The following is a 20,636-nucleotide window of genomic DNA, read 5'->3' as shown; positions in this document are numbered from 1 at the left end:
TGTCTTTAACAAGGCAATAGGGGCCTATCGATAGGAAACCGCGATCTTGGCCAATTGACCAACAATTTTAACCGAGTCTTTCATAGATAATTTAGAACCATCGGCATGGATCCACCTTTTGAGCGGCTGTTCACAAATGATACGTTTGGCCTCTTCCTTTCCGTAGTGCTTTCTCATGCGCATAAATATCTCCACATCAAAAAGCCATTTGGTAATGAACTTTTTATTGAACATAGTAGAGGCTATCTCACGGTCCATAATCTTGGCCCCACATTGGGTATCCTTAAACGGCATACCCAAAATGGTCTGTATGATCAGGTTAATGGTCATACTTATGACCTTTCTGGCCGATTCCTTGGTAATGTTCGCCCCCATCCTACTGATGCGGGAACCGCTGACGATCTTAAATTGTGAAGTTTCAATGGTCTTAACCAAATCGTCAAAATCTCTAAAATCCGTAGAAAGATCGGCATCTAAATATCCCAAATAATCTAATTGCTCATCTTTAATCATATGTAAGATACCCTGGCGCACCGCTTCCGCCTTACCTCCGTTCTTCTCACAATTATATATGCTTATATTGGACTCGTTCCCTTTACGAAGTTCATGTAACACTTCTAGGGTTTTATCCGTACTTCCGTCATTTACAAAACATAAATGATAGCCTAAATTCTCCTGCGCAAAAGCTTTGAATTCTGGCCCTGACAAACGGTCTTCTTCGTTGTAACAAGGAATAACTACACCCACACAATTCTTTTGAAGCATTCGGGCATTATCACTATTAACAGCTTGTTTTTGAACGTCGGGCGCACCTATAATTCTCTTTATCCGTGCAGCCATTTCATCTAAGCTCACAGGTTTTTTCATATAGTCATTGATACCTAAATCAAAACCATCAACAATGATTTTTTCATCAGTATTGCCCGACATAATCAAAATCGGGATATCTGATTTTTCGTTTACCCGTATATGCTCAACTACTTTAAGTCCGGACATACCCGGCATATTTATATCCACTAAAACCAGATCAGGGTGAAAGTCGTTATAGACTTCAATTCCCTGCGCGCCAGAACTGGCCGTTTTAACTTCATATCCTAATTCTAACAATCGCCTTTCAACCGAAAGCAAAATCAGCTGTTGGTCGTCAATGGTTAATATTTTCATGATGGTATACTTTATAAAGGTGTGGGACCTGTTTTTGTTTATGCTTTTGTTTTTTCGTGAGTTAGTCCGATGGCGTTTACGTCTATTATCTGCCCTTTCGTTTTTTGCACTTGAATGGCCTTGAAATAATCTAAATACATTTTGGCGATAGCACTCATTGGTAGTGAGCATGCCGCTTCGTAATTCGCCCGGGCCAGTTCGGTTCTATAGGCCTCATCGGTGAGTATTTTTTCTATTGCATCCGCTAGGGATATTTTGTTTTCGGGTAAAAAGAATTCCCCTCTATACCCTTCTTCCTGGACCAGTACGCTCAAGTCGCCCAAATCAGGTAAGGCCACGGCTTTACCATAACTTCCGGCTTGGTGCAATACGCCCGAACTACCAGTGGTAGAGGTATAAGGAAAGACCACAACGGCGCTTTCGCCAAAAATAACCGGCACATCTTCTTCGGCAACGTAGCCCGTAAAACGTATTTGGGGAACATGACTGTAGACTTCCTCCATTTTTTTGAGATATCCCGGCGTATTCGGACTATCCGTTCCGGCGATTACGATTTCAATGTCTTCATTACTTCTATTTCGAATGACCTCTATGGCCTCAATCAGCACCTCGACCTTTTTATAGGTACCGAACTTGCCAAAAGCCATTACCTGCTTGGGCCCGGGGGGCAAGCTAAAATCAGGTTCCGGTGGGGTTTCGAAAGATCCATGGGGGATCAAGGCAATGTTCTTGGCCTTGTATTTTTCCTCTAGAATAGTTACATATTTGCTGATAGTCACCGCCAATATATCGGAAGCCAGAACGAACTTCGTCAAAGTAGTACCGATAAAACCGTATATCTTCTGAAGCAACTTGCTTTTGGTAAAGCCCGCACTGTCCAAATCTACTTGTTCCAAAATATTATGCAGTAAGGAAATAGTGGGTATACCCTTTAACTTGCTCATATAAGGCAACATCAACCCTAAGGCTGCCGGTATCTTTTTGTCCCCGAACTTCAAAAATTGCAGGTTAAAAAGTACGGCATCGGGACTATGGGTTTTAATCGCCTTGTTGACCCGCCATAAATTGGTATAGCTATTAAAATCCCAACACTCTTCAACGGTAATCTTACAACCCTCGCCCTCAAAGGAAAGGTCTTTTGGGTCATCCGTTCTATCGGTCATTAAAATAATTTCGGTGACCTCTTCTTGCAACCTAAAGTGTTTTACAAGATAATATCCGTATTCGGTCAATGTTACTTTACTGGGCGGATATGCGGTTACAATGGCTAATTTCATAGTATATGACTTAAAATTCAAGGCGATTTCATAAAGGGAGCTTATCCCCTCATTTTTGTTTCTTAATTTATTCTTCCCTAGCTTTTTCGGGCGTGCCGTTCCGGCCCAATTCCTTATGGGCGAAATACAGCAACTGCACCAACAATAGTACCGACATGGCAATAAGCTGCATATGTACCACACGATCAAGGCTCTCATGATAGAGCACTACCAATAAAATCTGCGAAAGCCCCAATACCCCAGAAAGGATTACGGGTACATAGTGGTCTAGGGACAAAAAGTAATAGGCGAAAATATTCGATATGGCAAACAGCGATGTGGCCAGGGCGTACTGCCATAACAAACTAGACATAGCGATATAGGAATCCCCGAACATTAGGGTAATGATCAATTCCGGAAAAAAGTAACAGACCACCACGATACCGGCCGACAATAGTCCTATATACGATACATATTTAAATAATATGGGCGCTGTAGGTTCTCCATCTTTCTGTTTCTGCACGACTACGGGCAACAATAACATCACGAACATCCAAGCCACAAAATACACTACCCTACCTATTAGGGCCAATGAAGCATATAGCCCCGCCTCCATAGGTTCGAAGTAATGCTTTACCAGCAATACGTCACTATTGTTTATGATAATCTGGGTAAACTCGTAACAAGCGGTCAACCAGATAAACTGTGAGACCCGCTTTGCATTATCGGGACTCAACTTTCTAGATTCCTTAAAGGATATGGATGTACTGTCGGAAGGAAAAAGTCCGAACAAAAAAGACAAAAAGATACCCAAGGCTACCAATGTTCCAGGCTCAATATCCAATAAAAAGAGCAAAATCATGGTTAGTAGCAATCGGCTCCACATTTCGGTCTGATAGGTAATGGACAATTTGGCAAACTCTTGTCTACCTTGATAAGCCCCCCTATTGACACTCATAAAAAAATAAATAGGTATACCTAGGCCGAAGATGACAAACATCCAATGGCTATCGGTATTAAAAAGCGATTGCAGTTGTTTTGAAAAAACAAGAATGAGGACCCCAATGACCAGACCTACGATACTGGCCTGACGGTAACTGATGTTTTTAAATACATCCCATTCACGGCCCGAAAAAATAACCGCAAATTTTGCGGTAGCCAACTGAAAAGTCATTCCCATAAAGGACAAGACCAATAATAAGGTTACCAAAAGTGCAGCTTCCGAAAAAGCGGCAGGGCCCAATAGGCGCCCCAATAGCAAATTGTATAGGTAGTTGCCGCCGTTTACCAAAAGAACGCTCCCCATGAACAACTGTTCTTGGGATACTTTCTTCAACATTAGTTTGATGGCGGTCATGGTTCTATTATTAGATTTTATACAAGGTCTTACCCCTTGTATTTCTACTTTTCCATATGACCGATTTCTTTTACGTCAGATGAACATTCTGTTTTTCAAATAATTAGCTAACCCCATTTAGGGTAATCTTAGCATAGTACGTAAACGCCGTTTTATAGAAATATTGTAAGATTTAACTTATAATCGATAAAATGTAGCGTTTCATAGAATTATTTTGCATTTCATAGACAAAATCAATAAAACGATTCTTAATTTACCCTATCCACGATGCTTTTATCTTGTCTTAGGGCGTATACACAGCATCTTCCACCAATTTTACAGAAGAAGCTTTTCAAGACCATCACCCGAAATTCACCTGCTTTAATATGGTTGGATTCCGATAGGCCGTTTACTCGTACACATTGACAAATTTATCCTCCCATCGGCATCTTTTCAGACTAGAAATTGCTGATTTACACTTAACTGTAGACGAATGGCGTATTGCCTTAGACCAGCAATACCATCGATGAAATACAATATTAATATCTTTACTTTGTTATATTTTCTGACAAATAACCTCAATGCAACGTACCAATGTATTATTGATCTTAGCACTGGTCATAGGTATTGCCTTTCACGGGTCTAGCATTTTCTTCACTCTTGAGACAACTTATGATGCCCTGATCCATCTGTTTTTTGCGGACCATTATGCCAATAGTTGGTTTGAGCCGTGGGACTATCGATGGTACACTGGTTTTACCGTGCAGGCCTACCCCCCATTGGTACATCAATCCATTGGTATTCTTTCCCATATAGGCGGACTCAAATTTGGAATGTTCAGCGTAGCCCTTATCGGCATTGTCCTGTTTATAACGGGGGCCTATCGTTTTGGTCTATTGATGACCGGAGACCGGAAAATAGCCGGGTATACCGCCTTGTTGGCGGTCTTTTCATCGACTTTTGTTGAAACCCTACATATTTTCGGGCAATTGCCCAGTATCATAGGCCTATCTATCCTTTTACATTCCTTGCCTGAAATATACCTCTGGGTAAAAACCGGAAAATCGAGGTACCTGGCCACCAGCCTTTCTTTGATTGCCGTAACGGTAACCTCTCATCATGTGACGCCCATTTTTGGTATGATTTTCTTTATCTTTCCCTTACTGGGAATGGCGGTAATGGACTCGGCCAGAGACCAGGTCAACAGCTTTAGGGAAGTACGTTTCGGGGTCTTTTTTAAACAATTTAAAAAGCTGTTCTGGCGCATTGTCATTTTCGGTTTTTCCTCTTTGTTCCTTATCGTTACCTGTATTTTGCCCTACTGGATCAATTCAAAGAAAAACCCCATTACCCAAGTACCCATTCCACATGGTTCAAGGGACAATTTTCTTGAGGTAACCTCATCGGGACTCGTATTCTTCGTTATTCCATGGGGGATTCTCACATTTATCCTGCCCTTTCTTTTTTACCGTTATTATAGCCGACGCTATATCTTTTTCGGATTATCGTTTTCAATGTTGACCCTTTTGGGAACCGGAGGAACCACCCCCCTACCCCTGAAACTGCTCGGCGAAACGGCTTTTAATATATTGACCCTAGACCGCTTTACGCTCTGGGCCACCATTATGGCGCTACCGCTTTTTGGCGAGTTCGCCTACCGGATGGTAGAAGGCGACCTAAAAGACCGTATTCAGGAAAATTGGGGCCGTGTCTACCATCGTATTTTGGGAGGCCTTATTGTGGGCGGTATGCTTTTCATGGTCATCTTTACCATGAGCCTAGGCTATTTTAGGCCATCACAGCCGCAGAAAATAAAGATGCAGCCCATTGTCAATTTTTTAAGCCAAGATTCGCACGACCACTGGCGCTACCTACCTTTGGGCTTCGGCGATCAAATGGCCTGGCTTTCGGCCCAGACCCAGGCCATGACGGTAGACGGCAATTACCACTCCGCACGGCGGCTGCCCGAACTGACGACCAGGGCCATTGAACGCCTTGAAAATTCAAAATTTAGAGGCGTTGAGGGCATCGGCTCTTTACAACAATTCTTGACCGTACCGGAAAAATACAATCTGAAATACATCTTCTCAAACGACAAATTCTACGACCCCATTCTCTACTTCTGCGGATGGCAACGCCTACAACAATTGGAAAACGGTATTATGGTTTGGGAAAAACTGAACGTACCGCCATTCCCTACCATTATGCCCAAAGAAGACGTACATGTGGCCCTAAAGCTCATGTGGGGCATCATTCCCATTCTTACGGTCTTACTGGCCTTTGTCATCAACATTCAATGGATATGGGTCAGGGCATTAAAACTAAAGCCCCTACCCCAGGGCGAGTTCGTAAAATACGCCATCGACCACAACAACTTCCCAAAACGATTGATTGTCATCAATCATATCTGGGCCTTCATACTACTGATCGTATTGGGCTATGGCACTTATCTTTTCTACATCAAAAACGTAGATCAGGTAGCCCCCTCAAACGTGGTCGAAGCCTACTATGACGCTCTTGACTTCAAGGAATTCAACAAGGCCTATTCATTTTTGAATCCCGATAGCGATAAAACCATTGCCCAGTATATGCTTGAGGTTTCCGTCACCGATGGCATTCTCAGTTCCTACGCCAAACTCGATTCCTTAGGCATCGAATTTTTACGGCAAAATGATACCAGTGCCCGGGTAAAGGCGGCCACAAGATGGATCACTCCCCTTGAGAGCATTCACAAAGACTACTACCACAGCCTTATCAAAAAGAAGGGAAAATGGTATATCGAGCCTTCATCCCTAGACAACGACCTACCGCCCGACCAATTGTTCACTTCGAACAACACCACTTTTTTCAACCACGGTCGACGAAAGATCACTACCCAGCAGACCCATCATGAAGACGTTCTAAAACAACCCGTTCTTGAAGTGCTAAAGGCCCGGCTTGTACAATACCAAGGGAGCTACAGCATTATCGGCGAGCTTCAGAACGTAGACCATGTTCCTGCGGATGTGGTTATAAAGGGTACGCTGTACAATGACCAGAACAAAGAACTGGCCACTTACAACGCGAAAGACGTAGCCAAGCATAAATTGATGCCCAAGGAGACCACTACCTTTAGAATAGACTTTGAAGGTATTGCCTGGTCATCTACCAAAGACACCTTGCCCCCTACCTTTGACCCAGACCAGTTTACCCCAATGACCTTCGATGAACAACCCACAAAGTTCAACCTGCAATGTGCGGGAAATGTGGCCAACACCGATCTCTATAAACAAGTAAGCCTGCAAGAGCTGGTTTTTGAAGATGATAAAATAAGCGGTACCCTTTTTAACTCGGGCATTCAAGAGGTGACCATTCCCCAGCTTTTAATTTCGTATTACGATAAAAACCAAGAACTCATTTGGGTCGAACACAAATTCTTGACCGATGGGGTGCGCATTCAAAGGAAACGTTTCTTTGAATACAAAGTAGCGTCTTTATCGGATATTAAAATCATAAACAGCAGTCTTACAAACTGCTTCGTAAACGGCAGTCCCAATTCCGAAATCGGAAAAAAGGTGTTTCCCGACAGAAACATATCCCATAGTCAAGACCAACTACAACCCTATTCGGGAGACGGTTTTGAATTCTTAAAATTTGAGTTGAACAGTTATATAGGCAATCCGAAATGACAAGGCATCTTCTACATATCTGTGTTCTTATTTCGACGCTTTTCTTCGGATGTTCCAAACATCCCGAGAAAACAGAAAAGTCGAATGCCACCTTTGAGCTGCTCAGCGAAAAACAAATTTTTACCGCGGGGGAAGCCTTCTCGCTAGACTTTAAAACTTCCGGAAAATCAAATGCTGTCCTTGCGGTCAGAAATGCCATAGGTACCACCATCCTTAGCCCTTCGTTTAGCGATGGCATCCTTCAATTTTCCATTCCCAAGAACTTCCATGAAAAATCGGGCCCCTGTTATTGGTCGTTGTTCTCCGATTCCGAAGAGAAAATGAACGGCACGGTCAACATCCATATCAACCCTAGGAAAGGCACGTTCCTAGAATCGTACTTAGGCCCAAGAAGCCTTACTGCAGGCCCTGAGGATTACGCCATGTTCGTTATGGTGCCGACCGACATTTATGACAATCCGCTAAACGACAGCACATCGGTTTTTAGCAAAATCCAATTCCAAGACCGTCAATCCGAAAGCGAATTATTTACCAAGAACCTCATGGCATGGTCAAAGGTACGGCCTCCGACAAAATCGGGACGTATGCTGATTTCCGCAGCTTGTAACGAAACCGACTCCAAGGAATTCACCACCATCGTATACCCTGCAAACCCTATAGATTTTACCACTTCCTATGAGCGAAACCACGAATATGCCGATGGCAACCAGGTCATCACCTTTAAAAGCAGCATTCTTAAGGACACTTACGGAAATATAGTAAGTGATGGCACCTTGGTATCCTTTATCATTACCGATGAGAAAGGGGCCAAACTAAAAGCACAGGGTACCACTCTAAACGGCATGGCCCAAGCACGGCTTTTACACCCAGAACACCAAGCCTCATGGTCTATAGAAGCCTTTGTAACGGGTGCGGCCAAAAGCAAGCTTATAAAAGTTGACTTCAAGGCTTCGGTAACCGATTACAACCTACGGTTCTCCGAAGACCATAGAAGCATCTCCGTGGGGCCGCTAAAAAGTTTTATGAACCAATTGGTACCTGACGGCATGCCCATTTCGTTGACCGTCAAAGACAATAAAGGCAACATTTTAGACCTACTCAGAACCTCATCGATGCAAGGCAAAGGTCAATTTGAACTCTCTCGGGATTTCTACCCGAACGACACCTATCTATTATTGATCAAAACAGCGGGTATAACCAAGACAAAATCAGTAGCACTAAAATGAAAATGAACCGAAACCTATATCGTATTTTCCTACTGGTCACGTTTTTGGCCCTTAACGCCCTCATCCTATTCGGGGTCACTAGCGCATTGACCTATTTGAACACCGGTGCGGATCGTACATCAATGTTGCACCTGCACGAGGAAATATCCGCCTCCTACCTGCCTAAAGTGCAATGGGAAATTGCCCAAAACGAAGGCCGTCCCATGGAAACACAAACCTTGGGCGAAATAGAACGCGATTACCTAAGTGCCTGGCAGGTGCGTAACGCCGCCTATGCCAACAACCTTCCCTATGGCGTGGCCGACTACTATACCGATAGTATGCGTACCGAACTTTTTAAGATTACCGAGCTCAACCTAAAAAATAAGGTTACCCTACAGACCACCACACTTGAACATCACCCCAAATTGGAATTTTACAGTACCGATGGTAAGCTTGTGGTCTTCACCGATAAGAACGTCTCGGCCTATGAAGAAGTCTACCAAAACGAAACCTTGGTCACCAAACGAAAACTATTGTCCGATTACAAGGTAATGCTGCTCTTGGAAGATGGCTTTTGGAGGGTGCGCCATTTGGTAGAAAACACCTTGCCCAAAACGGAAAAACAGACCATCCCGAAGGTGCAAAACCTTAAAAATTTTCATTTTAAGGGAATTAACTACTACCCTCAAAACACCCCTTGGGATATGTTCGGGGATAAATTCGACATCTCAATAATTGAACATGACTTTAAGCTCATGGCCAAAATGGGCATCAATAGCCTACGTATTTTCATTCCGTACGAATCTTTCGGGAAAGAACATGTGGATCAAGAAAAAATACAAAAAGTAAAACTGACCCTTGATATGGCCGAAAAAAACGGATTGGACATCATGCCTACCCTCTTTGATTTTTATGGGAATTACAGCATCAACGATTGGACGATGACCAACCGCCATGTGGAGCAAGTGGTAGAATCCCTAAAAGACCACAAGGCCATTATTGCTTGGGACGTCAAGAACGAACCCGACCTTGATTTTGAATCACGGGGCAAAGAACGGGTGTTGGCCTGGTTGGAACAGACCGTAGAACGTATTCGTTCAATAGACCCTGAGCGGGCCATTACCATAGGATGGGCAAGTCCGGAAGCCGCCGTTCACCTTAAGGATCAACTTGAGCTTGTCTCGTTTCACTATTACCGTGGTGCTTCGGAATTTGAAGCCGCCTTTACTATTCTAAAAAACAAGGTCACCGATAAACCGCTGTTGTTACAAGAATATGGATATTCTTCCTACGACGGTATCTGGAACGCGTTTTCCGGTTCCGATGAAAAGCAAAAAGCCTATATAGAAACCATTCAAAAGGTCGTGGAAAAAGAGAAGCTATCGCATATGATATGGACACTCTACGATTTCAAGAACATTCCCACTTCCGTAGTAGGCCGTCTGCCTTGGCGAAAAGTACAGCAACGCCATTTTGGCCTACTCGATTCACAGGGAAGAAAAAAACCGGTGTATGACATCTTTATAAATAAGGGGCTAGAATAACAAAGCGCTATTTCGCTTTTACTTTTCGGGTAAAATGCTTGTGTGATCCGAGGAATTTCGCAAGGGTTCCCACCTAATAAAATGAAGTTTTCCCAAAAGAGAAAAGGCGTTAAAAACACCGACTAAACACCTATAAATGAGATACTTTTCTCATTTCAAACGGCATAAAACAACTATCACAACATTTATGATAAAAGCACCAATAAATAAAATTTATAACCGTTATACCCTTGTGGTAAAAAACTTACTTTAATGTTAAAACTATATACGCTCTGTTTATTCCTGTTCCTTTCTTTTTACGGAATGGCCCAAAATCCGCTTCAACCGGGTTTCACCTTGTTGGAAAACGGCAGTTTTGAGCAAGCGGAGACTTTCTTTGAAGGTTATCTTTCCGATGACCCAAAGAACAAAACCGCATTAATCTGTTATGGTCGTGCCGTAGGCCTAAGTGGCGAGCCCGAAAAGGCCACGGAACTGTTCGCCGACCTCTTAAAAGAATACCCTGGTGATTTTGAAATACAGATAAATTATAACGAATCTTTTCTCTGGGATAAAAAATTCGAAAAGGCAGAACCCCTTTATGCCGAACTCGTAGAAGCCTACCCAGAGAATTTTGGCGCCGTACTAGGGTATGCCAATACGCTAAGTAACCTAAAGAAATATAAAGAAGCCTTGGAATGGGTAGAAAAGGCCCTAGTGATCCAGCCTGGCAACCCCAGTGCCAAAACTTCGCGAAAATATATGCGTTTGGGGTATGCCAATGCCTATGTCAATGCCCAAAACTACAAGAAGGGAGAAAGCCTATTAAAGGAAATTTTTATCGATTTTCCCGAAGACAAAGACGCTTTGCTCAATCTTGCCAACCTCTATTTGATCACCAAGGAAGTGGACCAGGCCAAAGCCACCTACCAACGCCTTGCCACCTCATCAAAAGACTCGATTACAGCGCTTAACGGCATTGCCCTTGCCGAGCATATAGGCGAGAACGACAAACAGGCCTTGGTAGTTGCCACAACGGCAAAGGAAAAAGCCAAGACATTGGGAGATGAAGCCTTAATGGAAAAGACCTACGACCGCTATGTTCAAGCCCTGATATGGAACCGAAAATACAATCTGGCCAAAACCGAAATCACTACCTTGGAAACCAAGTATGCCGATAAAAACTGGTTATATGCACTCAAGGCCATGCACGGCCTATATACCGGCTCACCGAAAAAGAGTGTCGCCAATTACGATGCCATTTTAAAAAATGATAGTGCCTCCTTTGATGGCAATCTAGGAAAGGCCAATGCGCTTTTTGCAGCAGACCTCATCGTTCCCGCGTACCAAGCGGCCTTTGGAACCCTAAAGATTTTCAAGGACCAAAAAGATGCCATAGGTTTTATCGACAAGTTAAACATAAGCTTTACCCCTACGATAGACGAACACTTGGCCTACACTTTTGACAACGGTAAGAACGTTGCCATATCCACCAATACTACGGCCACCGTTCCCTTATCAACCAAGTTTAGCACCAACCTATCCTATAATTACAGGACTACGGAAAATACAATAACCGACAACAAGGCAAGTTCACATGTACTTTCCGCCGGTTTCGATTACAAATTCCTTCCAAAAACCACTTTTAAGGCCGTAGCAGGCCTGAACAAGTCCAGCTTTGACACAGAGGACTACACCCAACCCGTAATCGATGTAAAGCTCTTATTGCAACCTTTCAAGCTGCAAAACCTTGAACTGGGGTATAAGCGCGAGATCCAGAACTTTAACGCCGACCTGATCGAACGTGAAATCATCATGAACCATCTGGGCCTAAACTACAACCTGGGTACCAACTTTAATCTGGGCTGGTATACCCAAGCTATACATACCACACAAAGTGACAATAACACCCGCAACCTTTTGTTCACCTCCCTGTACTATAACGTGTTGCGCAAACCGGCCCTTAAGGTCGGGCTGAACTACCAGTACCTCTCTTTTGCGGAACAATTGCCTACCATTTATTTTAGTCCCGAAAAATACCAAGCGGTAGAGGTATTTGCCGATCTGCGGGGCGATATAGCCAAGAACACACAATATATGATGAGTGCGGCAACGGGCCTACAGCAGGTAGAAGATGACCCCAATACCGTAATATTTCGGGCCGAAGCTGGTATAACACATAAATTTTCGAAGCGTTTTAGCGGTAATTTATACGGAAAGTACAGTAACATAGCATCGGCTACCGCGGCAGGATTCGAGTTTACCGAAATCGGATTAAAGCTAAAATGGCTGATTACCAAAAAGCCCCTGTTTTACAAACGCATAGTCCAATAACAAAAAAAAGACAATCCGCTAAGATTGTCTTGAGACAAAAAACACATTCCCATAAACCCAAAATTCATATGGGAAGGCTTCAAAGGGCTTTCGCCCCGACTATGGTTCTTTTTTTGGAAGGTTTACATAAGTCCATTACGCCTTACACATTATATTCCTACTAATTCCAGATACTCATCACGGCCAAAACGATACCGATGATAACCGACGCAAGCACACCTATCAGACGTATAGCGGCCCCTTTGTTGCTTAAGATGTATAAGAGATTTGCTTTCATAGGTAGATGGCTTTAATGTTCCCTACAAATTTACATCAGTTCTTTCTAAATAAGAAAGCCCTTACGATGAGTGACGAGAACCTATAGATGAACGGTACAAAATTGTAGAAAGGACTTAAACCAGGTTCAATCGTCGCATAAGTTCGGGACGATTTGATCGACTAATGGGAATTACCATCTTCTTTATCAACACACTATTGTCTTCAATATCGATGATTTTCGAAATATTGATGACATAAGATCTATGAATTTGAAGAAAGATCTGATCGGGGAGTTTCTCCTTTATTTTTTTTAAGGTAGTATGTACGCGGTATTCTTTGTTTTCAGTAGTTACATCGATATAGTCACCATTGGCCCGGATGACCAATATCTCGTTAAAGTGAAGCTTTATCAAGCGTTTATCGATATTGACGTACAAGTCTTCAGCCTTATCTAGATGCGTATGTTTTTTTTCCTCTGAACCCTGATCTGGCCTATCTGTCGTTTTACGGGTGGCATTTTTAATCTTGCCCATAGATTTCACGAAGCGTTCAAGGGTAAGGGGCTTTACCAAATAATCGACTATGGCCTCATACTCATAGGCTTCGATAGCAAATTCGGTATCTGAAGTAATCAAGACTATTTTAGGCGGATTCTTTAAAGTTTGAACAAAATCGACCCCAGAGAAACCGGGCATGTGTATATCCAAGAAAATAACATCGACGGCTTGACGGTTCAGGAATTTTATGGCATCTATGGCATTATCAAATTCTTCGACGACATTGAGGTCAGAAACCAACGAGCAATGGCGCGCCACTATTGCCCGTGCCGTTGCTTCATCGTCTATGATAATGCAGTTCATGCTTAAATCGTTTTTAAAAAATCTTCTATTTTAACTAAAGTACAATTAAAATCTGAATCCATTTCCGTCTTTCCTGTGCGTAATTGTTCTTCGAATACGACGGCAAAGCGATAGGCTTCCTCCATACTAAGGATGTTGAACTTATGTTTCAACTTGTGAACGATATCGGCCGCCTTGTGGGTTTCATTGCTATCTATATGGTCTCTATAGGTGGCCATTTCCACAGGAAACTCATCTTTCAGGATGGATATAAATTTCTCTTCAAATTCGACATCGTCACCCGACAATTCTTTTATATACTTTAGGTTTGGCTGTTCCATACTATCACTTTTTTAGGGTAAAGGAAAAAGTTGTCCCTTTGTCTTCTTTTGATTCCACAGCAATCTCACCTTCATAGAGTCTTACTATTTTTTGTGCCAATGCCAGACCGACCCCTGCCGAATTATCGTCGTTATCAAGCTTCTTAAACATCTCGAATATAGACGACTGGTGCTTCTCGGGAATTCCTATTCCGTTATCGGCGATCGCAAATTCATAGTATGCGTCATTATCTAAAAAATCGATTTGCACCAATCCTCGATCGCGATGTTCCGTGGCAGCAATTGCATTTTCTATCAGATAGGTAAACACCTTCTCCAATAGGTTTTTCTCTATATATATCGTGGGAAAATTACGTTTATATCTAAGGCTAACGTTTTCTGGTATAGATATATTACTTTCAAGCTCCCTTAATAACGCATTGACATCTACATTGCTCTTCGATTCCATATTTTTACCGATGGTGGCATGGGTCAGAATACCATTGATCAAATTATCCATTTTGATCAAATTCTTCGATGCAAGCTCTATATTACCGATACTTTCTTGGCTTAAGTTTTCCTTATCGGTATCAAGCACCCAACTCAATAGGGCACTGACGTTACGTATGGGCGATTTAAGATCGTGTGAAACCATTTGAACATAATTATTGAGCGATTCGTTCTGGGCCTCTACATCATTGAGCAAAAGGGTTTTTTCTTCGGTAATCTGGGCAATCTCTATCGCGAGATGGCTAATATGTTTCGCCAGTTTCTCGGCATCGAATTCCGTTTTCCGCAACCCTAAGCTCTGTTCTTCATCACCAAAATGGACATTAAGGCTTGCTATGGCATCTTCAAGTGATTCCAAGATTTTTTGTTGTCTGGCCGCTTCTTTGGTCAATTCCCTATTTGCTTCGAACAATTCTTCCGAACTGATGGTGGTCGCCCTTTGTATCATACTCAACTTCTCGTCATAATTTTCATATGACCTTTCTACGGCAGCCAGAAAATCTTGCAACTGGGCGTCTTTTGCAAGATGCTCGGGCAATTTTTTTCTTAGTTGTCTTTGTAGGAGTGAGTGCATTATTCGCTGAACAAGGTTAAGGTCATGGTCTGATTATGTAATTTACAGGACTCTTCCCCTGCAAAGGGAGCCATCTCACCATAGGAGTAGAATCCGGTAACAGCGGCTTTGTCGCCAATGACCGAAATCACCTCTTCCACTTCTTCTTCCGTTCTTTGGTCCATGACCAACTTCCTGCCGACACAGCTGACAAGAATGGCCAGTTCAGGAGCCGTTTTTCTATCGTTCATAGCATATTGAGCGGCTATATTGGCCGCTTCGGCTATATCGTCGACCGTAGACATCATCAACTGGACCCTTGATCCTTCGGGCACATCGCCAGCCAATGTCATGGTATTCATTTCTTCGTCTATGGTCAATATGGTACGTACAATGGGGTTATCACTTTCGTTGACCCGTACACTCAAAGGAAAGAGCAGCGCCGAGGTCGGCAATTCTTTTGCCTTGTCACCCAAATATCTTTTATACAGGTCTAGGGCTGGCTGACCGTCCAACTCATAGAGTACGTTGTTTTTAGATTTGGTAATAATACGCTCTGGACCAAAGGGAGTCCATCCGCCATAATTGGCACTAGAGATCTCAAGCGATTCCCCATAAAAACCAATAGCTACTACTTCCCCCTCTTTCGGTTTTTCGTTGTAAGAGGCCAAAGTTCTTTCAAAGCGGTCATCATCACCACATAAACCTCCCGAGAGGCTGGTTTTGTTCAGGGCATCACTTTGAAAACCATTGATGAGGGCACTACCGTTTACCGTACTGCCTTCCGAAACCAAGAACACATGTTTTAATCCTTCCTTGGGAAATTCATCAAACAGCGATTTTCCCAATGTATAATCGTCGGTAATGTCCTTTACATTCTTCGATTTTACCAAAAAATGACTTTTTTCAAACGCAATGGCCGTCACTGTTACCGTACCTTCCAACACCGATTCGCCTACAATTTCACCGGACGTACTTCCAAACACAAGATGTCCTTCCGGAAAAAGCGTGCGCACCTCCTCGAACATAGCTTCGTTTTCTAGGGCAAAGCGATTGCCGAAGACCAATACCAAAGGCTTTTTCAATTGCTGGTCTTTCCCGAATTGAAACTCAAAAGGGCGATTTGCCTGTTTAACGGCCTGTTGTATTTTCATGTTAGCTTTTTAAGTCGGTTAATTCTTTTTTAATGGTAAAGTGAAATTCGGTACCCATACCTTTTTCACTTTCTACCCAGACTTCACCTTCATAGCGATCGATAATTTTTTTCACGATGGATAGCCCGATGCCCGTTGATCGCTCATTGGCACCTATAGATTGGAAAATCTCAAATATTTTCTTGTGGTATTCCTTAGGGATGCCCACGCCGTTATCTTTTACGGAAAACTGCCAGTGGGTTTTATTTTCATTGAACAACACTTCCACTAGTCCTTTTTCCTTTTCAATATGCACTACGGCATTGGAGAGTATATTTTGGAACAATTGGTGGATTTTGGTACGGTCTGCAATAATGGTAGGTAGTACTTCAGGAACAACAAGGGCAACATGTTCGGGGATATAGATACTTTCCTTTATGCTTTCGATGACTTCGTTCAGGTCTACCTTAGAGTTGTCGAGCGCAGAGTTATTTGCCGTAGAATACTCGAGAATACCGTGTATTAATTTATCCATTGATGTTACTTTCTCTTGCATTAGGGTCAGGTTTTGTTGTCCTGCCTCATCAAGAACATCCCTATAATCCTCTTGGATCCAAGTGGCCAAGGCACTTATACTCCGTAAGGGCGATTTTAAATCATGGGAAACAATATGCGCATATTCCTGTAAACCTAGATTGCTTTGCTCAAGTTCCTTTACCAGTTGTTCTTTCTGTTGCTCTAACAATTTTTGCTTGGTTATATCTAAATGTACGCCTACCGAACCAATCATCTTATTGTTGTGATCATAGCGCGGTGCCCCACTGACCAACCAATGCTTCTTTTTGCCATTTTTATCAATGACCTCTAGCTCATATGAATCGGATTCGCCCTCAATCCGTTTTTCGTTTTCCGCCTGTAAGACACTTTTGTTCTGCACACGCAGTATGTCACTTCCCTTTTTGCCCAAAAGCTCTTTTTCGTGAAACCCGCTCATGGTACAGAAGCTTTGGTTCACCAATTGTATGATGTCATTATTGTCTACTTCGACCAGGCCAAGGTTCATATTGGCGATGATATTGGCATACTTTTTTCGTTCGCTGTTCAAGCGTTCTTCGGCTTCACGTTCCCTAGTGATATCTTCGATCATGGCCAAAATGTACTTGAGCTTTCCTTTGGCATCCCTTACCGCACTGACCGAGGTCTTTCCTAAGATACAGCCTCCACCTTTTTTCATGTATCGTTTAATACTGGTGGCCTTGTCGATTTTACCTTCCTCCATTTGCGAGGTAATTTCCTTGGAATGCATCCCTTCGACATCTTTAGAAAATGTATGGAGTTCCATGTTTTTAAGCTCTCCTTCGGTATACCCCAAAAGCTCGGTAAAAGTAGTGTTCGATTTTATGATCTTTCCCTCAACACTCAAGGCTATGCCCAAAGGAGAGTTCTCGACAATGATATCAAGCTGCTTTCTTTGTTGCCCTAGTAGCTCCTTGATTTCCATTTCTTGGGTAATATCCCTTATGATTCCTTGGGCCCCTACAGGTTCTTGCTTTGTATTGTAAATTAGGCTGCTGTTAATCTCTATCCATTTTTCATCACCGTTCTTGACGTAAATTTTAGATCGATAGTTTTTAAGTGTGCCTACTTCTAAAAGATATTTAAACGATTCGGCCGTGTATTGTATATAATCCCTATGCACAAGACTGTTCAGGTTGACTGCTTCCTTGGCATTGTCGTATCCTAAAAATTCTTTGGCGGAAGGGTTCATCTTAATAACGTTGGCCTCGAGATCCATAACCACATAGGGATCTATGATATTCACGAAGACACCGTCTAACTCAGATACCTTTTCACTTAGGAGATTTTCAAGCTTGCCATTGGCCTCCTTTAACCGTTGGGCGGTTTCATAGAGGTCGGTTGATTTTTGTTCAAGGATTTTTTCGGCCTGCTGTCGGGCCTTCTTTTGCCGTTCTAAGGCCCTTTTGAGAAGTTCTACTTCTTTACTACTATCCATTTTGAACAATATCAAATTTGACCTCGGTTCCGTCTTCCTTCAACAGGTCATAGGTAATGGTGGCCGTACTTCCAAAATGTTCAAAAGCTTTTTCTATTAAACCGTGCGCCAAGCGGTATAGTCCCCTAGACGAAGAATATACCATTGATATTTTATTGTCGGTTTTATCAAGGATTTTAAAGGTAGGAAGTTCGGCATCGGGGTAGAGCTTTTTTACATGCACATGTATATGGTCTTCTATACAATAAAGAAGCCCCAAGGGCGTGTTGTAATTTTTGATTACTTCAGGATGCGAATTGGCCAGCCCAGAAAAAAGGTAAAGTCCAAAGGCATAAATCAGATCACCGACGGGAATCTTCGTCTCTTCGCTGAGGTTGGTAATAAGAGTTACCATCTCATTGAAATCATAAGTCCCCACAGACGTATAAACACCCTCTGAGGGCAAATGACCATTTTCAATTATGTTATCGAGAGTCTCTAGGCCGAATTTAGACTCGACCATTTCCAAGAACTCTGTAAAGACTATACCTTTCATACCTTTAAATTTACTCATTAAAAGTAGGAAAAGTAGTATACGATAAAGAATTTTTGTTGTGAAACCCTAATATTTGTTACCCTTTGACCAATTGGTTGATGTCCCAGTATTCAAGCACCTTATGTAATTTCGATTGGTACTCCTCGTATTTTAGGGGTTTTATCACGTATCCGGCAACACCTACCTTATAACATTCCAACAAATCGGCCCTATTTTCAGAGGTCGTAAGAATTACCGTCGGTAAGTATTTAAGAACGGGATCCGCCTTTAAAATAGTCAGGAATTCTATCCCGTTCATTCGGGGCATATTCAAATCTAAAAGTATAATATCGGGCAATTTATCGCCAGATCGTAATATCTCAAGTGCATCTTCGCCGTTTTTGGTTTCGATGATATTATGTTTAAGTTCAAGTTTTTTGACCGTACGTTGTAATTTCATTACTTCAATGGCATCATCTTCAATCAGTAAAATATCCATAGCTCAATAATTTAAGTGAACTACAAATTTTCATTTTTAAACTTCAAATAATGACCGAGAGTAGGCGAATGACGCTTAACTGTAGACGAATGGTTATTAAAGTATGACGAGTATTTTACCAAAACACGCCGTTTTTGACCGTATGGCCCTTCTTCCCAAGCCCGAACCAGTGGCCGAACACCCTGTTCAGGCTCCAAAAAAAACATCAAAAATACGGTGCAACATGGTATGTAACAGCAAATTACCCCACCATAATGCGCTAATTTCAAAACTTCTTTGAATAGATTATATATTTTGCAGATATTTGCATTCTGATTTTCGAACAAAGCGATACTTATCGGCCTTTCGAAAATTTAAATTGCGCACGTGGCGGAATTGGTAGACGCGCCAGCTTGAGGGGCTGGTGGCCATTAGGCCGTGGAAGTTCGAGTCTTCTCGTGCGCACCTTAAAAAACCATCGACATTTCTTGTTGATGGTTTTTTTTTATACTTAACTTGTCTTATTCCTTTATCCTGTTACTTTTTTTAGCAAATGAGCACCTTTGCGCCCTATGGGCTCAATAAAATTCATTAGATTTGTTTAATGTTTACTAAAAAAGAATGAACAATATAAAAAAATCATTTAGCATTCGCGATTTAGAAAACCTCTCGGGCATAAAGGCCCATACCATCCGCATTTGGGAAAAGAGGTATAACCTGTTATCGCCTGAACGTACCGATACCAATATAAGAAGGTATAGTTTAGAAAGCCTGCAAAAGCTGCTGAACATCACCCTGCTGTACAACAATGGCTATAAAATATCAAAGATTGCGCATTTTGAGGAAGGAAAGATCCCTCAATTGGTAACCGATATCACATCAAAGAGCCACACCGAAGACTATATAGCCAACACCTTTAAAATGGCTATGATAAATTTCGACCAGGCCCTTTTTACCCAGACCTACAACAGCTTGCTTGAAAAGTATACGTTTAGCGAAATTTTTAGGGAAACCTTTGTTCCCTTGCTCAATGAATTGGGTATTCTATGGCAAACCGATACCATTAGTCCCGCCCACGAACATTTTGTGGCCAATCTCATCAAACAAAAGATAATTCTCAAGACCGAGGAAATGGCCGGGGTACAAAGTGTGACCAAGACGCCGGTGATCGTACCTTATTTACCCGAAAACGAAATCCATGAAATAGGACTTCTATTTTTAAACTATGAAATAGTTTCAAAAGGCTATAAATCGATTTATCTAGGCCAGACCGTTCCCTTAAAAAACTTACAGGAGCTGATGAAGACCTTTGAAGATGCCCATTTCATATCATACTTCACCGTATCGCCGACCAAGGATAAAATTGAAGAATACGTAGCGGAATTTGCCTCCCTTGCCAGCGATTACCCCCAGGCCAAGCTTTGGTTATTAGGCTACCAAACCCAATACTTAGACCCACACAAATTGCCTTCGTGCATCAAATTATTCGGTTCTATCGACAAGGTAATAGAACAGTTATAAAATTAGT

Annotated in this window: 15 protein-coding genes and 1 tRNA gene; 6 read left to right on the top strand and 10 right to left on the bottom strand. The window is 42.3% G+C overall.

Features of this window, described 5'->3' with window-relative positions; all coding sequences use genetic code 11:
• Positions 1-24: 24 nt before the first annotated feature.
• From ZOBGAL_RS14140 to ZOBGAL_RS14130, 3 genes are all read right to left on the bottom strand, one after another.
• Complete coding sequence (locus ZOBGAL_RS14140) at positions 25-1,164, bottom strand: response regulator (RefSeq protein ID WP_013994331.1); 1,140 nt, start codon at positions 1,162-1,164, stop codon at positions 25-27.
• A gap of 38 nt (positions 1,165-1,202) precedes the next feature.
• Positions 1,203-2,441 carry a glycosyltransferase gene (locus ZOBGAL_RS14135; protein ID WP_013994330.1) on the bottom strand — a complete coding sequence of 413 codons (1,239 nt, stop codon included), beginning with the start codon at positions 2,439-2,441 and terminating at the stop codon, positions 1,203-1,205.
• Between the two features lie 67 nt (positions 2,442-2,508).
• Entirely contained in the window at positions 2,509-3,777 is a 1,269-nt protein-coding gene (locus ZOBGAL_RS14130) for an oligosaccharide flippase family protein (RefSeq protein WP_013994329.1), read from the bottom strand.
• Between the two features lie 560 nt (positions 3,778-4,337).
• On the opposite strand from ZOBGAL_RS14130, the gene ZOBGAL_RS14125 reads away from it, so the two are divergent.
• The 4 genes from ZOBGAL_RS14125 (at position 4,338) to ZOBGAL_RS14110 (ending at position 12,489) form a co-directional block, all read left to right on the top strand.
• The gene (locus ZOBGAL_RS14125; RefSeq protein WP_013994328.1) at positions 4,338-7,424 is read left to right on the top strand and encodes a membrane protein; all 3,087 of its coding nucleotides are present in this window, start codon (positions 4,338-4,340) and stop codon (positions 7,422-7,424) included.
• Complete coding sequence (locus ZOBGAL_RS14120; protein WP_013994327.1) at positions 7,421-8,650, top strand: hypothetical protein; 1,230 nt, start codon at positions 7,421-7,423, stop codon at positions 8,648-8,650. Before ZOBGAL_RS14125 ends, ZOBGAL_RS14120 begins: the two co-directional genes overlap by 4 nt.
• The gene (locus ZOBGAL_RS14115; protein ID WP_013994326.1) at positions 8,647-10,176 is read left to right on the top strand and encodes a glycoside hydrolase family 2 TIM barrel-domain containing protein; all 1,530 of its coding nucleotides are present in this window, start codon (positions 8,647-8,649) and stop codon (positions 10,174-10,176) included. The genes ZOBGAL_RS14120 and ZOBGAL_RS14115 overlap by 4 nt, the downstream gene beginning before the upstream one ends.
• Positions 10,177-10,428: 252 nt before the next feature.
• Positions 10,429-12,489: a tetratricopeptide repeat protein gene (locus ZOBGAL_RS14110; RefSeq protein ID WP_013994325.1), complete on the top strand. Its 2,061-nt coding sequence runs from the start codon at positions 10,429-10,431 to the stop codon at positions 12,487-12,489.
• A gap of 392 nt (positions 12,490-12,881) precedes the next feature.
• Here the strand turns inward: ZOBGAL_RS14110 and ZOBGAL_RS14105 are convergent, their stop codons facing one another.
• The 7 genes from ZOBGAL_RS14105 to ZOBGAL_RS14075 all read right to left on the bottom strand — a co-directional run bounded on the left by ZOBGAL_RS14105 (position 12,882) and on the right by ZOBGAL_RS14075 (position 19,129).
• Entirely contained in the window at positions 12,882-13,607 is a 726-nt protein-coding gene (locus ZOBGAL_RS14105; RefSeq protein ID WP_013994324.1) for a LytR/AlgR family response regulator transcription factor, read from the bottom strand.
• 2 nt (positions 13,608-13,609) lie between these two features.
• The gene (locus ZOBGAL_RS14100; protein ID WP_013994323.1) at positions 13,610-13,927 is read right to left on the bottom strand and encodes an Hpt domain-containing protein; all 318 of its coding nucleotides are present in this window, start codon (positions 13,925-13,927) and stop codon (positions 13,610-13,612) included.
• Between the two features lie 4 nt (positions 13,928-13,931).
• Complete coding sequence (locus ZOBGAL_RS14095) at positions 13,932-14,990, bottom strand: sensor histidine kinase (protein WP_013994322.1); 1,059 nt, start codon at positions 14,988-14,990, stop codon at positions 13,932-13,934.
• On the bottom strand, positions 14,990-16,123 hold the full coding sequence (locus ZOBGAL_RS14090; RefSeq protein WP_013994321.1) for an FIST signal transduction protein: 1,134 nt from the start codon (positions 16,121-16,123) through the stop codon (positions 14,990-14,992). Before ZOBGAL_RS14090 ends, ZOBGAL_RS14095 begins: the two co-directional genes overlap by 1 nt.
• 1 nt (position 16,124) lies before the next feature.
• Positions 16,125-18,116, bottom strand: coding sequence for a PAS domain-containing sensor histidine kinase (locus tag ZOBGAL_RS14085; RefSeq protein WP_013994320.1), 1,992 nt, complete (start codon positions 18,114-18,116; stop codon positions 16,125-16,127).
• On the bottom strand, positions 18,109-18,651 hold the full coding sequence (locus ZOBGAL_RS14080) for a heme NO-binding domain-containing protein (RefSeq protein ID WP_046287938.1): 543 nt from the start codon (positions 18,649-18,651) through the stop codon (positions 18,109-18,111). Before ZOBGAL_RS14080 ends, ZOBGAL_RS14085 begins: the two co-directional genes overlap by 8 nt.
• Before the next feature lie 76 nt (positions 18,652-18,727).
• Positions 18,728-19,129 (bottom strand): response regulator, encoded by a 402-nt coding sequence (locus ZOBGAL_RS14075; RefSeq protein WP_013994318.1) that lies wholly within the window; start codon positions 19,127-19,129, stop codon positions 18,728-18,730.
• A 360-nt stretch (positions 19,130-19,489) separates the two neighbouring features.
• On the opposite strand from ZOBGAL_RS14075, the gene ZOBGAL_RS14070 reads away from it, so the two are divergent.
• Positions 19,490-19,573, top strand: a tRNA-Leu gene (locus ZOBGAL_RS14070).
• A 156-nt stretch (positions 19,574-19,729) separates the two neighbouring features.
• Positions 19,730-20,629, top strand: coding sequence for a MerR family transcriptional regulator (locus tag ZOBGAL_RS14065; RefSeq protein WP_013994316.1), 900 nt, complete (start codon positions 19,730-19,732; stop codon positions 20,627-20,629).
• The last annotated feature ends 7 nt before the right edge of the window (positions 20,630-20,636 follow it).

Origin of the sequence: Zobellia galactanivorans (genome assembly GCF_000973105.1) — a bacterium.
GTDB classification, from domain to species: domain Bacteria; phylum Bacteroidota; class Bacteroidia; order Flavobacteriales; family Flavobacteriaceae; genus Zobellia; species Zobellia galactanivorans.
The sequence above is the reverse complement of the archived record's forward strand: the minus strand, read 5'-3'. Positions and strand labels throughout refer to the sequence as shown.